The sequence below is a fragment of the Methanooceanicella nereidis genome (assembly GCF_021023085.1).
In the GTDB taxonomy this organism is placed as follows: Archaea; Halobacteriota; Methanocellia; order Methanocellales; family Methanocellaceae; genus Methanooceanicella; species Methanooceanicella nereidis.
Genome location: NZ_PGCK01000003.1, coordinates 228,630 through 243,015, shown reverse-complemented (window position 1 = coordinate 243,015; position 14,386 = coordinate 228,630). Strand labels below are relative to the sequence as shown.

The window sequence follows — 14,386 nt, the reverse complement described above, 5'->3', positions numbered from 1 at the left end:
TCAAGTCTGATCGGTAGATGGCGATGAATAAAAAATATCTGTCTCCGATGATCTATACAATTGCTGTAACGATGGCGATCATACTTCATGTCCTGAGCGATACGTCCGGCGCCTTCGTCTAAATACTATTTTGGATAGTCAGAGTAAAAGTTAAATACTCAACGGTCAGTAAAAAGCTAGAATGCTCGAGATCGTGGACAATAGCAGCTCACTGCCTAATGACCCAATCGCTATGACGCAGCCGGCGAACGATACAGTGAACTCCACTGCCAGTGCGACCGCCGGAAGCTTTATGGACATTAACCCCTTCGCTGACGCCATAGAAAACTGGATATCCATGAACACCGGCTTAAGCCCGTTTATTGCCGACCTGATGGCAGCACTGTTGATCGTTGCCATATTCCTTATCTTATCCGAGATCGTCAAGAGGATCGTATTGGATGTAGCCCCCCATCTTGTCTCAAAGACCAAGTCGACGCTGGACGACGAGATATTATCGGTCATAAAAGGCCCGATACAGGTCATAGTCATCGTCGCCGGCATCTACCTGGCGTTCAAGACTATCAATCATATGCCGGTGAACGCCATCACGATGCTGGACAGGCTTTCCGCGATCGTGCTCATACTCTTATGCGCCTACGTCGTTTCAAACCTGATAAAAGGAATAATAAAATGGTATGTAACGGACGTGGCCCCGAAAACCAATTCGGACCTTGACGACCATCTGATGCCATTCCTTAGAAAGTTCCTGGTCGTGCTGGTATACTCGATAGCGGTCATAATGATCATAGGGCAGTTTGGCGTTGAGATCACGCCGCTGATCGCGAGCCTAGGGGTCGTGGGTATCGCGGTGGCGCTGGCTGCCAAAGAGTCCTTGTCCAACCTGTTCGGCGCTGTTGCGATATTGACCGACAGGCCTTACAAGGTAGGTGACAGGCTCATACTTCCCAGCATAGGACAGGGGGACGTGCTCGACGTCGGCCTGCGAAGCACGCGCATCAGGACGATGGACAACAGGGTAGTTATCGTGCCTAACGAGGAGATGGCGAGAAGCAAGATAGTCAACATGTCCCAGCCCAGTTCAAAGGTGCGTGTCACGATAAAAGTGGGCATATCCTACAGGTCGGACGTCGATAAGGCGTGTGCGATAATGGAAAGGATCGCTTCGGAATTGCCCCAGGTATCGAAAGAGCCTGGTCCGAGGGCATATGTTTCCGCACTGGGCGACTTTTCGGTGGACATCACGATGCTCGTATGGATCGACTCGTACAGGGAAGACCTCAGCGTGCCTGACGTCATATACAGGAAAGTGCTCGCAAGGTTCAAAGAAGAGGGCATTGAGATCCCGTACCCGATAAAGACCGTCATACCAAAGTGATCCGGTATTGGCGCTTTGAGGTCCGTCCGCCATGACGTAAGAGCACCGGTGAAACTTCAGCCTATTTTTACTCCTTGTTAAAAAAATTCAGTTATGTTTATCCGTTTATCAGGACATACCGGAAATATTAATGAAAGAAGAAAATGGCTGTTAAAAACTAAGGGCGCATTATCATGTATTCAACGACAAAAGAACTATCCAGATACAGGGACCTTATCATCCGCGACGCGGTCAACAGGTTCAGGGGAGCCGCGTATTTTGCAGGAAAAGGCCAGCCCCCGGAAGACATCGCTCACGCTGTTTGCGAAGGCCTTATGGACCTGCTGATGGAGCCGTCGCAGGCCAGGGACGTCGCGACCGTCAGGCGCTACATGGAATGGTTGTATAACCTTATTCGTAAAGAGGGAAAGAAGACCGATACTACGATCAGGTTCCTCGACGAGTTCGAGGAAATCATAACAAGGCGGCTTGACAACAAGCAGGATGCGGAAGTTGACGTGTTCTTCGAGATATGCCGGGAGATCGTCGAGAACAAGCACAAGCAGCTTATTGGCAAGCCATAGCATGCCATATAGTAAAAGATTTTTAGAAATACGACAAAGATAACCTGAGCCGTTATATTTCCGGCGGGGACCTTTCGGGCATACCGGCGAGCTATAATGGCGTTATCCGATATGAAGATGATATTGTTATGTTAGCGAAGATCAAAGACATCCTTTCAGGTAATTACAGCGACGGTGAAGAGATAGAGGTAGGCGGATGGGTCGTAAAGAACCGGTCCAGCGGCAAGATCGTTTTCACCACCATACGGGACTCTACGGGAGAGATACAGGTCACCACTAAAAAGGGAAATGTCAGCGACGATGATCTGATGACAGCCGACTCTTTATCTCTGGAGTGCTCCGTCCGCTTGAAGGCTAAAGTGAGGACCGATGCCAGGGCACCCGGAGGCAAGGAACTTGTAAGTACGGGTATCGAGCTCGTAGGCTGCGCCCAGGATTATCCGATCTTCGGCGAAGGCCACAACCCGGAAGTGCTGCTGGACCTCAGGCACCTGCATGTCAGGAGTAAAGAGCTTGTGGCCATAATGAAGGTCAAGGACTCGGTGCTCAACGCGGCAAGAGAATGGTTCAGGAACAACAGTTTCTATGAGGTCACGCCGCCTATAATCATGTCAAGCTCATGCGAGGGCGGCTCTACGCTGTTCGAAATAAAATATTTCGATGAGAAAGCTTACCTCTCCCAGAGCGCCCAGCTCTACCTGGAGTCGCTCATCTTCGGGCTGGAGAACGTTTATGCGATCACACCGTCTTTCAGGGCGGAAAAGTCGCGCACCACGAGGCATCTGGCCGAATACTGGCATATCGAGGCGGAGATGGCATGGATGGGTCTCTATGAGATGCTCAATATGCTCGAAGACCTTGTATCATACATATGTAACAAGACGGCGGAAGAAAGGGCAGAAGAGATCAGGTCACTCGGAAGCGACCCCGAGTACTTCCTTAACCTCAAGCCGCCTTTCCCCAGGATAACATACGATGACGCGATAAGGATATTGCACGAAGATGGTTACCGGATACAATGGGGAGAGGATTTCGGGACGCATGAGGAAAGACAGCTTTCTATGCATTATGACAAGCCTTTGTTCATTACGGAGTACCCGCTGGCCGTGAAGGCGTTCTACATGAAGGATGCCGGGAATGAGAAAGTGCTTAACGTGGACATGATAGGGCCTAAAGGGTTTGGAGAGATAATCGGCGGAAGCGAAAGGGAAACTGACCTGGGCCTGCTTGAAGGGCGATTAAGGAAACAGGGCGAGGATCCGTCGAAGTACGCATGGTATCTGGACCTGAGAAGATATGGTTCAGTCCCGCATTCCGGATTCGGCATGGGAGCCGAGCGCCTGGTCAGGTGGATCTGCGGGGCGGAGCATATAAGGGATACAATACCATATCCGCGAACCATAAGCAGGTTATACCCGTAATAGGCTGCTTATCACATTTTTCATTTAAAATTAACAAAATTATTATTTTTTAGTAAATTGAAATTAATAACGTGCTTTACACTGTCATTAGACCTTTTTATTGGTTTTTTATTCGACCAATATATTTAGCCCAAAATAGCAAGATGTTAAAATATGAAAATTTGCACAGTATCCCAATCATTTTATCCGTACGTGGGTGGAGTGACGCGATATTTGCTTGCCCTTGGAAGGAGGCTGATCGATCGCGGGGATGAACTGGTCGTGGTCCATCTTAAGGCCGGGGATGCGCCCGACTTCGAGGTCGTGGACGGTATAAAAGTATATCGCATGTCAGACCAGGAGAATGTCCTGGAATCTATCGAAGGTTATTTTAAATTCAAGGAATTGATAATCGACATCACCCATGGCAATGAAAAAGTGAACTATGTCCCCGTCGAAGACAGGTTCAACCAGGGCTATCCCGAATACCTGGGGTTCAACGTCAGCATGTACGAAAAGGTTAAACAGGTATATGAGACCGAGCAGTTCGATATATTGCATGTCCATGATTTTCAGGTCATGCCGCTTGCATTCTTACTCCGGGGCGAATTGAACGTTCCGACCGTGTTCACATGGCACATCCCGTTCACGGATGTGATGCCTGCCGAATGGCGGGATTTTCTCATAAGGTACATGCAGTACTATGACCGGATCATATTCTCGACGGATGAATATGTGAGGACTGCAGTGGAAAGCGGGCTAGACCCTGAAAAGATATCAAAGATCAATCCTTTCATAGAGACCGAGAAATATTGCCGGAGCGAGGAGAATGGCTTTAGGGAAAAATTCGACATACAGAAAGACCATAATATAGTGCTGTGTGTCGCGCGAATAGACCCCAGGAAAGGGCAGGAATACCTGATAAGGGCCATGAAAGAGGTCGTGCGTAAGGAACCGAAGACGACCTGCGTGTTCATCGGGAACGGTTCCCTGACCAAAAAGATACTTGGAAGGAAGAACATGCTGGAAGAGCTGGAAGCTCTTGTGGATGAGCTCGGCATCGGCGAACATATAAAATTTTTAGGCAAGGTCAGCAACGAGGACCTCCTTGAGGCTTATGAGGCATGCGACATGCTGGTCCTGCCGTCGATCAATGAAGGTTTCGGACTGGTCCTGTCTGAGGCCATGTGTTTCTCAAAGCCGCTTATCGGATCGAATATCGGAGGCATCCCCGAACAGATAATGGATGGCTTTAACGGGCACCTTTTCAAGCCAAGAGACCACCGGGAGCTTGCCGAACGGATCATCTCGCTCATCGAGAACCCCGAATTAAGGAGAGAGATGGGCGAGAACGGAAGAAAGCTTGCAAACACGCGCTTTTGTGTCGAGAGAGGTTTTTTGGAACACTGCGACATATACGATACCATACATCTTCAGAAGAGGATAAGGGATAGATCAGGAGCGGGAGAGTCACTCCTTACCGAGTAAATAATGCACGGACCGGATAAACTCCTCATGCGAGAAGGACTGAGGGATGTTCCCTACAAGGCGCCTGTAGTACATGTCGTACTCTTCGGCAAACAGTCCGAGCTCGCTGGATGCATACCTGGCCGCCCTGTTAATGATCTCCATCGCGTTCACCACTTTCCCTTTTTTCATCATTACCTGGGCCAGCCATAATGATGCCAGCATGAAAGCCCCCGTCTCGTCCTGGAACCTTTTCAGGAGACCTCCGGTCCCCAGGTTATCAGTGATGCTCTTTACTGTCATCTTTACCATAGGGTCGGTGACAGGTAGCATGTTCATGAGAGGGATCGCCAGGACCGACGCGTCGTAGGCGGCATCCTCGTATGCCCGCTTAAAGCATTTTCTTCGCTCGGACCAGCCTTTTTCGATGATGTCGGCCTTTACTTTTTCGGCCTCTTTTCGCCATTCATCGACCAGACTGTCCATATCCAGCAGCGACGCGAGCCTGCTGCCATATTCCAGTGCCGCCCAGCACATGGTCTTACTATGCACGTAGTTCATGTATTCTCTGCGGAACTCCCATATGCCGGCGTCCTTTTCCATCCAGTGCCTCTTCGAATAGTCCACTATCTTTTTTATCCTGTCGAAGTTTCGTTTTACATAAGAGGTGTCCCGGGAATATTTGTAATAAGTGTATATCGCATGTATTACCTCCCCCTCCATGTCATTCTGCTTCTGCTCTACGGCCTTATTTCCGATCCTTACCGGACGGCTGTTGCCGAAGCCCGTAAGGCTGTCCAGCAATACTTCTTCGGTCCCGGTAAGGTCGCCGTAGATGGATACTAGCGGATACGGGTAGGGCTTCCCCTTAAGGTTAACGATATTAAGGAGAAAATCAAGTATTCTCCTCGAGTCTTCGTACATTCCGGCAAGCGCAAAAGCTTCAGAACTATACGCCCCGTCCCTTACCCAGCAAAAGCGGTAATCCCAGTTATGCTCTCCGCCGATGGTCTCGGGGAACGACGAGGTCGGAGCGGCAAGTATGGCCCCTGTGTCATTGTATACAAGAAGTTTTAGGACAAGAAGAGAACGCATATAAAAATAATGAAGCCTGGGGTTAAGCTCGAATATCGGTGTGGCCCCGGACATGTAATCCCTCCAGAACCTCACTTCGGCCAGATAATCTTCAGTATGCCCGGGTGAACCTTTGAACTCCTTTATTGCCTCATTAGTATCGCGACCGTATGTCATCAGTACGGGAACGGTCACAGGCGGTTCGATAGAGAATATGATCCTGTTCTTCCTTATCACAGCATTTTCGGCGGACGTTATGTATAAAGCCTGTCCGGGAGAAGAGACCATCATACCGGCTTCGATCATCTCGATCCGTGGAGCCTTGCGATTATAGTCAGGCCGCGCATCGACGTCCATGTACAGCTTAAAGCGGTCAGGGCCGGAAATGCCCAGGATACGCCACAGGGAATGCTTGCCGAAGGGCATGAAATCTATCGCCTTTATCATGTCGCTGCCTACACGTGTCGTGGTCTCGAGGATATTGGTATCCTCGATATACCTCTGCTCCCCGCTCTCCAGCGGCAGTATCGATCCTCCAAGCTCATATGAAAGCTTGATGCATCCGCCCTCGGAACTGTCCAGTGCCCGTGCGAACATCGTGGGAGAATCGAACGCCGGCAGACAAAGCCAGTCAAGTGAGCTAAAGACACTGATGAAGGCGCAGGTCTCGCCGTTACCTATGATGCCGTACATAGAATAAGGTTGAGCGAATATTATAATAAAATTTATTGTATATATTAGCCGTGATTATTATTAATGAACTCTAAAAATTCTTTCAGACCGTTCCCGAACATGCCGCGGGTCACGTAATCGGCTTTTTCTTTCATGGAAGGAAGCGCGTTCGAGACCGCACCGAGCATGCAGCAATACTCCCTCATTTCCAGATCGTTCTCGGCATCACCGATACACGCCGTTTCTGTAGCAGATACACCGTACAGTCCGGACAGCCACTTCACGCCAGTACCCTTAGACACCCCGTAAGGAAGCACCATCAGTGAGTCCACGTTTTTAATGACATGGAACATGTTTTCCATACTCTTTAAGGACTCGTCCAGTTCCTTCCCATAACCGTGATGGACCGATACTACGACATCACCGGCATCGTAAGGTACATTCTTCCGTTCAAGTCTTTTTAGGAGTTTATCCCGGTCGACCTCTTCACACAGGAAATGTTTCCTGTCTTCGAAAAAGCCGACACATCCGTTCTCGGCGACGAAAGAATCCAGAAAGTGTCCCATATCATCGAAAATATCCCGCATAAAAGAAAATTTCCTTCCGGACACTATAGAAAATCGCACCCCTTTTCTTTTAAGGTTAAGGATAGCATCTATCAGATCAGGGGCAAAGTACAGTGAGCCATCCGTAAAGGTCCTATCGAAATCACTTACTACCAGCCGGATGTTATTCATATATCCTATTTATCCCGTGGTGAATTTAACCATTACCCAAAAAGTATCCTGCATGTATATAAAGCAAAGTAATATTAAATGAAAAATGAGGATTTTATGACATTTTTTATAAAAGATAAGATAAAATATGTCTCCATTATTTAAAATAAGGCGAATAATAAGGTTAAAATTTTCCAGACCATATAAAATATTATTATGTGTTAGCATATGACAGTGTTGCTGAACTTTGAGGATTTTAAACGATAAATTTAGATTAAAAATGATTTTAAAATATTATAAAAGCATATTTTGCTGATTTAACCATTAATATCACATATTTTTGAATAATAATACCAAATTGAGTCTAATAGTGCCTATCATTCAATTTATATATCATGATTGTAAATGTATATTCATTCATTGCCTGGTGTAGCATATGGAAGGATCATTACTGCTAATACTTACGATAATAGTGCCGATATTACTCGGCATAATAACCTACCTGGTGCCCGGCTATAATATTAAGAAATATATCATAATATTATGTGCAGTGGTACTGTCGGTAGCGTCCCTGTTGGTGCTGGCCGGCGGCCCGGTGGAACTGGCCGTTGAATCAATAGACCTTGCGGGCGTAACGATACCAATTTCGCCTATTATAATATTACTTGATTATCTGTTATTATTAACACTTTTATGGTTCGGTATCAAGGATAAAGAATACAAGGCAGTCGCCCTTGTAATCCTTCAGCTCATACCGCTCACGTACGTCGAGTTCCTGATGCCGGGGACAGAGCACGCGGGCGTTAGCACGTTCGTCATCGATGAGCTGGCCATAGTGATGTGCCTGATAGTATCATTGATCGGCTCAGCTATCCTGATATATTCCATAGGATATATGAAGGATGATAAGAGACCCGCGCCATTTTTCCTGGTCATGATGGGATTCCTGGGCATAATGAACGCCCTGGTCTTCACGAACGACCTTACATGGCTGTTCTTCTTCTGGGAAGGCACGACGCTGTGTTCATTCCTTTTGATACGCCACTACCGCAACGAAGAGTCAATCAAGGCATCCGACAGGGCATTGTGGATGAACCTGCTCGGAGGCGTCGCCCTGATAACGGGCATATTGCTCATAGAATCGATGTATGGCACAAAATACCTGTCCGAACTGATCGCCGCGAACGGCACGCTTCCTGGACCGCTGTCATTCCTGCCGGCATCCGCGATCGTGTTACCGTTCGCATGCCTGGCATTCGGCGCGATGACGAAGTCCGCCATAATGCCGTTCAATTCATGGCTGACCGGAGCGATGGTAGCCCCTACACCAGTATCCGCCTTATTACACTCATCGACGATGGTGAACGCGGGAGTGTACCTGTTGATAAGGATAGCCCCATTCATAATCGGCTCTGCGGTCTCGACCACGATAGCGGTGATCGGCGGCTTCTCTTTCATGTTCTGCGCCCTTCTCGCTATCTCGCAGACCGACTCAAAACGCATACTCGCGTATTCGACCATAAGCTATCTTGGACTGATAGCTTTGTGCGCCGGCATAAATACTGCTTTAGCCCTTACAGCGGCGGTAGCCCTGCTGGTCTTCCACGCGGTGTCGAAAGGTCTGCTTTTCCTTTGCGTGGGCAAGATCCAGCATGACATCGGCTCAAGGAGCATAGAGGCCATGGAAGGCCTGATCAAGAAGATGCCCCTTGTAGCGCTGATCACGGTGATAGGCCTCATTTCCCTTATGGCTCCACCGTTCGGCATATTCGTGGGCAAATGGCTGGCTTTCCAGTCGGTGTCCACTTTCAGCCAGGTAAGCTTTTCGCTGATTGACATATTCTTCATAATATTCGGAAGCATCTTCTCGGTGTTCTACTACGCCAGATGGGCAGGTAAGCTTCTTGCAGCCAGGCCGCTGGATAAATCGGATAAACCGGCCCACAGGGACTGGTACATGGAGTTGCCCTTGCTGGTCCTTACTGCAGGGATCTTCATATCCGTGGCATTATCGACGGCGTTCTTCAATAGCCTGATCAAGCTGCCGGCCATTTACGGGATCGAGCCTTCACAGCTAATCTTCGGGCCTACGATACAGAGCGCCATAGGCGGGTTCTCTCCGCTAAGCTTCCTGATAATATTCCTGCTGATAATACTGGTGCCTTTAGTGCTGATAAAAGTGCCAAAGACGTCGATATCGGAACCATGGTCCTGCGGCACGGGTGTCGAGCCTGAGCTAGGGGGCGGATACTTTGAAGACATGATAGGAGAGGAAAAGCTCTTCAAATACCTCGACCCGATCGGAGTATTGCTTATGATAGCCCTCTTCCTGGCGGTGTTAATATGATGGAGACGACAACGCAATTCTCATGGGCATATCCCTACATCTTACCGACTATCCTGCTGATATTATCACCGATAATCGGAGGCCTTCTGATAGGTATTGACCGAAAGCTCACGGCGAGGCTCCAGAACAGGCGTGGTCCGCCGATCGTTCAGCCGTTCTACGATATGCTGAAGCTGTTCGGAAAAGAGGATAAGATAGTCAACAGGAGCTACCTGGTGTTCGGATCGGCATATTCCTCAACGGTCGTCTTGAGCACGGCACTGCTGCTGTTCCAGTATGACCTGCTCGTTGTCACCTTCGTGTTCGGCCTGTCATTCATATTCCTGGTGCTTGCCGGATACAGCGCAAGGTCCCAGTTCAGCTTCGTGGGAGCCACGAGAGAGCTTATGCAGATGATGACATACGAGCCGATACTGCTCCTGATAGTGTTCATGATAAGGCTGGTCACCGGAAGCTTCGAGGTCGAAGCAATATTTGATGCGTCACAGCCCCTGCTGTTCACGCTTCCCCTGGCGTTCTTAGCCCTGCTGGTCATACTCCCGATAAAGTTCAGGAAATCTCCGTTCGACATATCGACCGCCCATAGCGAAATAGCCCAGGGCCCGACGATCGAGTTCGCCGGCAAATATCTGGCCATAGTAGAAACAGGACACTTCTTCGAGATGTTCTTCGTACTGTGGTTCATAGGGCTATTCTACGTACAGAGCTGGCCCATCAGGATAGGCCTGATGGTGTTCGCCTTCCTGTTCTCGCTGGTAGTGGACAACGCGACGGCCAGGCTGCGCGTCGACCAGATGCTCAAACAAGTATACATAGTTGGAATGATATTGTTGATAATTAACCTCGCATACATTATCGTTACAGGGAGCTGGATCGTATGAGCATAATAGAGTTCGCAAGAAAGAAATCACCGTGGGTACTTCACGTGAACGCGGGCGGATGTAACGGCTGCAACCTTGAGCTGCTTTCATGCCTGACCCCGAGATATGACGTATCCAGGTTCGGCGTGTACAATACGGACAATCCGAAGCATGCCGATGTTATGATCGTGATAGGCCCCGTGACGCTGAAGTATAAGGAGATCATCACCAATCTTTACAATCAGATGCCTGACCCCAAAGTAGTCATGGCCGTAGGGACATGTACGTGCACAGGCGGCATATACCAGGGATGCTACGGGCACTGCGGAGCGCTTGACCAGGTGCTTCCTGTGGATGTCTATGTTCCCGGATGCAACGTGAGGCCTGAAGCCATCATAGACGGGCTGGTGCTCGCGCTGGACATGCTGAATGAGAAAGAGCGTAAGATCCTGGAAGATAAAAAGGCAAAGGCTAAGGGGGTGGCGTAATGGACATCAAAGTATTGACTCAGGAAGAATTGCTAAAAGAGGTAAAGAGGCTAAAGGAGAGCGGAGCCCGCATCATAACGATCGCCGGACAAGACTTAGGCGAGAACATCGAGGTCCTGTACTTTTTCCACACCGGCATAGGCAAGTCAGAGGTCTTAAAACTGATAGTGCCTAAAAAAGGAGGCAATGAAGAGGTACAAAGCATAACACCGATAATGCAGGGCGCTTACATTGCCGAGAACGAGCTTGCGGAGATGTTCGGGCTGCATGTTGTAGGCGTGCCCGGTCGCTTCTTCCTGCATGAGAGCATAACGGCCCCGTTAAGGAGGAAATAAGATGAAGACGACGATACAGTACGGCCCGCAGCACCCCGTATGGGTCGAGCCCATCAGGCTGAAGCTTAACGTCGACGGTGAATTCGTCAAGGACGTTGAGTATGAAGGAGGCTTTGTACACAGGGGCATTGAGAAAAGATTCGAATTTGACTATAATAAAGGCCCTTACCTTGCAGAAAGAGTCTGCGGGATATGCAGCACACACCACTCGACATGTTATTGCCTTGCGGCAGAAAAGACCATGAACCTTGAGGTGTCGCGCAGGGCGACCATCATAAGGACTATCATATGCGAGCTGGAAAGGCTTCACAGCCACATACTCGCGGTAGGGCTTACCCTTGAGGCCATTGGGTTCGAGAACCTGTTCATGCTGTGCTTCCGAACGAGAGAGTCGGTTCTCGACGTATTCGAAAGGGTCACCGGTAACCGCGTGTTACACGGGCATAACATCGTAGGGGGCGTAACGAGGAACATCGGCCCCGAGATGGCAAAGGAAATGAGCGACTTCTGCGATGAGCTTGAGAAAAAATGCCATGACCTCGAGAACATGATAGTCAACAGCTACACCATCAAGCAGAGAATGAAGGGCATAGGGATAATGAGCGAAAAGCTGGCCAGGGACCTGGCGGTCGTAGGCCCGGTCGCGAGGGGCAGCAACGTTGCTTATGACGTCAGGCATGCAGACCCGTACATCATGTATGATGAAGTAAAGGTGGAGCCTATCGTAGAAAAGGACGGCGACTGCTGGGCCAGGAGCATAGTCAGAGTTAGAGAATGGTTCCAGTCCATTGACATCATTCGCCAGTGCCTGCCATTGCTGGACGGCACTCCTGACGAGATATTCGTCAAGTCAAAGGCACTGCCTGAAGGCGAGCACTTCGCGAGAGTTGAAGCCCCCAGAGGAGAGCTGTTCTATTATCTAAGAGGCAAGAAATCAAAGGAGCTCGACCGCGTCAAGATCAGGACTTCGACGTACGGCAACGCGCCGGGAATAGTCCCGCTGGTAAAAGGCTGTCACCTGGCAGACGTAGGGTTCATCACGGTAACGTTCGATCCTTGCATAGGATGCATAGACAGGTGAAATCATGCTTAAGATATTGCAGAACATAGTCCACAATGCGATAAGCAGGCCTTACACGTCAAATTACCCGTTCACGCCATACCAGCATTTTCCGGGCACAAGGGCAGATGTGTCCTTTGACGGATCAAAATGCATACTTTGCGGGCTGTGCCAGAGATCCTGTCCGGCCGACTGCATCGTGATCCATAAGGAAGAGACCAAAATAGAGTACCTGAACACCCAATGCATAAGGTGCGGCTATTGCGTAAGGATATGCCCGACAAACGCGATAATCCAGAACGAGGTATACACAAAGCCCTCTACGGATAGGCTTACGGTATTCACACTGGTCACTAACGAGAATGCGCCCATCATCAAAAAGCGCAAGGCTGAAGCCGCGGCGAAGAAAGCCGCTGCAGAGGGTAACCCTGCGGAAGCGAAGCCTGTAAAGGATGCTCCCGGAAAGACAGAGAACAAGCCAGGTGAGTAAGCCCGGCGTTCTCTGAATTATTTTTTGTTAAGTACTTTTTATTCTTGTAATTCCTTTAAAAAAATTCGATTTTTTATTATAAATAGGGTTATATTGGCATTTTTTCTTTTAATAAGGATTAATAGTGCGGCACAATAGATTATATCTGGTGATCATGAATGGCATTATTTGGTCAATTGAGAAGGCCCAGGGAAGAAATGGCATCAGAAAAGCTCAGAGGAGCCGCAAGAGAGTTTGAGAGAAAGAGCTCCAGGATGTCAGGAAAAATGGCAGAGAGCGGCGAAAAGGTCGGGTACAGGATAGCGAATATCATGAAAAGGGCGGCGGACGACATACAGATGATAGAGTCTGAGGGAGTTCCCAGGGCTAAATATACTATGCAAGCATTAAAGCAGGAAGTCAATAAAGACAGAGAGATGATCAGAAAGAACGTAAAGGCTCATCCGTATGCGACAATGGCATCATTCGCCGTGGCAGGCATGCTTATGGGAGCAGTTATCAGTTTTATCATGAAAAAGATGCCCGAGAAACAATAAAAGACCCATTTACGGGTCTTTTAAAAAAAGGATTTAAAAAAAATTATATGTTTTTTTGTCTTTTTTAAATGTAATATTGAAAGTTATAAATAATATTTCAGTTAAATAATATGAAAAAGCATCATTCTCTTTTATGCGGGAAGAAGAACCAATGACTAAAACCTCAGGTAAAAGAATACTGGTCACGGACGATGAGTCCGACATCGTCGACATCATTACAGGAATGCTCCGGCACATAGGATATGAGACGCTCAAAGCTTACAGCGGAAAAGAATGTATAGAGGTCGCCGCCGGCGAAAGGCCGGACCTTATTTTCCTGGACATCATGATGGAAAACATGGACGGCTGGGAAGTCGCCACAGAGATAAAAAATGACCCCCAATTAAAAGAAATACCGATCATCATGGTCACCGCAAAGCCGCTTACGCTTGAGGACGTCAGGGACAGGGCTCAGCTCATCGAGAACTACATAATGAAGCCGGTCAGCATTGCGACGCTCAAAGAGGCGGTCGAGGACATTTTCACGGCAAAGACCAGAGTGGAGCGCATTATCGAGATAGCAAGAAAATCGGGCGTAAAAAGTGAAATGATCGAAGAGCTGAAAGATAGGTATCTGCGCATCTATACTCAAAACCGTACCAACCAGAAGTTACTGGTCCTGTTATCTCAGATATACACTGAAAAGAGACTTGAGGATAACCCTGGATGGAAAAATACCATGGCAAGCCTTAAGAAAGGCATAGAGCACCAGGATGAAGAGCTGGAAAGACTTGAAAAGATAATAATGAAGCCGCAAAAGTGATGTTAAACTATTTTTAAATATTATTCTTCCTTAGTAATGTATCCCGGTCATTCGTCGGCCCATTATCAGATTTGAAAGAGATGTGATATGCAGTACATCCACGTACAGCCTCCTGAGCCACTATCATCGATACCCTGTCCGAAATAAGCGTATAAACCACCGGATTTACGGGACGCGGCACTTAGTTTTTTGTCTCTG

14 protein-coding genes are annotated in these 14,386 nt (G+C 48.4%); 12 read left to right on the top strand and 2 right to left on the bottom strand.

Going from position 1 to position 14,386, the window contains the following annotated elements; all coding sequences use genetic code 11:
- Positions 1-181: 181 nt before the first annotated feature.
- The 4 genes from CUJ83_RS05385 to CUJ83_RS05370 all read left to right on the top strand — a co-directional run bounded on the left by CUJ83_RS05385 (position 182) and on the right by CUJ83_RS05370 (position 4,829).
- Entirely contained in the window at positions 182-1,378 is a 1,197-nt protein-coding gene (locus CUJ83_RS05385; RefSeq protein WP_230741258.1) for a mechanosensitive ion channel family protein, read from the top strand.
- 173 nt (positions 1,379-1,551) lie between these two features.
- Positions 1,552-1,941, top strand: a complete 390-nt coding sequence (locus CUJ83_RS05380) for a hypothetical protein (protein ID WP_230741257.1) — start codon at positions 1,552-1,554, stop codon at positions 1,939-1,941.
- A 128-nt stretch (positions 1,942-2,069) separates the two neighbouring features.
- Entirely contained in the window at positions 2,070-3,362 is a 1,293-nt protein-coding gene (gene asnS / locus CUJ83_RS05375; RefSeq protein ID WP_230741256.1) for an asparagine--tRNA ligase, read from the top strand.
- Positions 3,363-3,515: 153 nt separating this feature from the next.
- Entirely contained in the window at positions 3,516-4,829 is a 1,314-nt protein-coding gene (locus CUJ83_RS05370; RefSeq protein WP_230741255.1) for a glycosyltransferase family 4 protein, read from the top strand.
- Here the strand turns inward: CUJ83_RS05370 and CUJ83_RS05365 are convergent.
- Entirely contained in the window at positions 4,812-6,575 is a 1,764-nt protein-coding gene (locus CUJ83_RS05365) for a glycoside hydrolase family 15 protein (protein ID WP_230741254.1), read from the bottom strand. The genes CUJ83_RS05370 and CUJ83_RS05365 overlap by 18 nt on opposite strands.
- A gap of 44 nt (positions 6,576-6,619) precedes the next feature.
- Positions 6,620-7,291 (bottom strand): HAD family hydrolase, encoded by a 672-nt coding sequence (locus CUJ83_RS05360; protein ID WP_230741253.1) that lies wholly within the window; start codon positions 7,289-7,291, stop codon positions 6,620-6,622.
- A 415-nt stretch (positions 7,292-7,706) separates the two neighbouring features.
- On the opposite strand from CUJ83_RS05360, the gene CUJ83_RS05355 reads away from it, so the two are divergent.
- The 8 genes from CUJ83_RS05355 (at position 7,707) to CUJ83_RS05320 (ending at position 14,188) form a co-directional block, all read left to right on the top strand.
- Positions 7,707-9,617 (top strand): NADH-quinone oxidoreductase subunit 5 family protein, encoded by a 1,911-nt coding sequence (locus CUJ83_RS05355; RefSeq protein WP_230741252.1) that lies wholly within the window; start codon positions 7,707-7,709, stop codon positions 9,615-9,617.
- On the top strand, positions 9,614-10,498 hold the full coding sequence (locus tag CUJ83_RS05350; protein WP_230741251.1) for a respiratory chain complex I subunit 1 family protein: 885 nt from the start codon (positions 9,614-9,616) through the stop codon (positions 10,496-10,498). The genes CUJ83_RS05355 and CUJ83_RS05350 overlap by 4 nt, the downstream gene beginning before the upstream one ends.
- Complete coding sequence (locus CUJ83_RS05345) at positions 10,495-10,965, top strand: NADH-quinone oxidoreductase subunit B family protein (RefSeq protein ID WP_230741250.1); 471 nt, start codon at positions 10,495-10,497, stop codon at positions 10,963-10,965. The genes CUJ83_RS05350 and CUJ83_RS05345 overlap by 4 nt, the downstream gene beginning before the upstream one ends.
- A complete protein-coding gene (locus tag CUJ83_RS05340; protein ID WP_230741249.1) occupies positions 10,965-11,300 on the top strand; it encodes an NADH-quinone oxidoreductase subunit C in 336 nt (111 codons plus the stop codon). Before CUJ83_RS05345 ends, CUJ83_RS05340 begins: the two co-directional genes overlap by 1 nt.
- 1 nt (position 11,301) lies before the next feature.
- Positions 11,302-12,381, top strand: a complete 1,080-nt coding sequence (locus tag CUJ83_RS05335) for a hydrogenase large subunit (RefSeq protein ID WP_230741248.1) — start codon at positions 11,302-11,304, stop codon at positions 12,379-12,381.
- 4 nt (positions 12,382-12,385) lie between these two features.
- The gene (locus CUJ83_RS05330) at positions 12,386-12,850 is read left to right on the top strand and encodes a 4Fe-4S binding protein (RefSeq protein WP_230741247.1); all 465 of its coding nucleotides are present in this window, start codon (positions 12,386-12,388) and stop codon (positions 12,848-12,850) included.
- 158 nt (positions 12,851-13,008) lie between these two features.
- A complete protein-coding gene (locus tag CUJ83_RS05325; protein WP_230741246.1) occupies positions 13,009-13,386 on the top strand; it encodes a hypothetical protein in 378 nt (125 codons plus the stop codon).
- A 151-nt stretch (positions 13,387-13,537) separates the two neighbouring features.
- The gene (locus CUJ83_RS05320) at positions 13,538-14,188 is read left to right on the top strand and encodes a response regulator (RefSeq protein ID WP_230741245.1); all 651 of its coding nucleotides are present in this window, start codon (positions 13,538-13,540) and stop codon (positions 14,186-14,188) included.
- Positions 14,189-14,386: the final 198 nt, after the last annotated feature.

Bases quoted from the DNA above. Each gene is read 5' to 3' on its own strand.
- CUJ83_RS05350 (WP_230741251.1), top strand. From the start codon at position 9,614: ATGATGGAGACGACAACGCAATTCTCATGGGCATATCCCTACATCTTA.
- CUJ83_RS05345 (WP_230741250.1), top strand. From the start codon at position 10,495: ATGAGCATAATAGAGTTCGCAAGAAAGAAATCACCGTGGGTACTTCAC.
- CUJ83_RS05320 (WP_230741245.1), top strand. From the start codon at position 13,538: ATGACTAAAACCTCAGGTAAAAGAATACTGGTCACGGACGATGAGTCC.
- CUJ83_RS05325 (WP_230741246.1), top strand. From the start codon at position 13,009: ATGGCATTATTTGGTCAATTGAGAAGGCCCAGGGAAGAAATGGCATCA.
- asnS (WP_230741256.1), top strand. From the start codon at position 2,070: ATGTTAGCGAAGATCAAAGACATCCTTTCAGGTAATTACAGCGACGGT.
- CUJ83_RS05335 (WP_230741248.1), top strand. From the start codon at position 11,302: ATGAAGACGACGATACAGTACGGCCCGCAGCACCCCGTATGGGTCGAG.
- CUJ83_RS05380 (WP_230741257.1), top strand. From the start codon at position 1,552: ATGTATTCAACGACAAAAGAACTATCCAGATACAGGGACCTTATCATC.
- CUJ83_RS05360 (WP_230741253.1), bottom strand. From the start codon at position 7,291: ATGAATAACATCCGGCTGGTAGTAAGTGATTTCGATAGGACCTTTACG.
- CUJ83_RS05355 (WP_230741252.1), top strand. From the start codon at position 7,707: ATGGAAGGATCATTACTGCTAATACTTACGATAATAGTGCCGATATTA.
- CUJ83_RS05365 (WP_230741254.1), bottom strand. From the start codon at position 6,575: ATGTACGGCATCATAGGTAACGGCGAGACCTGCGCCTTCATCAGTGTC.
- CUJ83_RS05370 (WP_230741255.1), top strand. From the start codon at position 3,516: ATGAAAATTTGCACAGTATCCCAATCATTTTATCCGTACGTGGGTGGA.
- CUJ83_RS05340 (WP_230741249.1), top strand. From the start codon at position 10,965: ATGGACATCAAAGTATTGACTCAGGAAGAATTGCTAAAAGAGGTAAAG.
- CUJ83_RS05330 (WP_230741247.1), top strand. From the start codon at position 12,386: ATGCTTAAGATATTGCAGAACATAGTCCACAATGCGATAAGCAGGCCT.
- CUJ83_RS05385 (WP_230741258.1), top strand. From the start codon at position 182: ATGCTCGAGATCGTGGACAATAGCAGCTCACTGCCTAATGACCCAATC.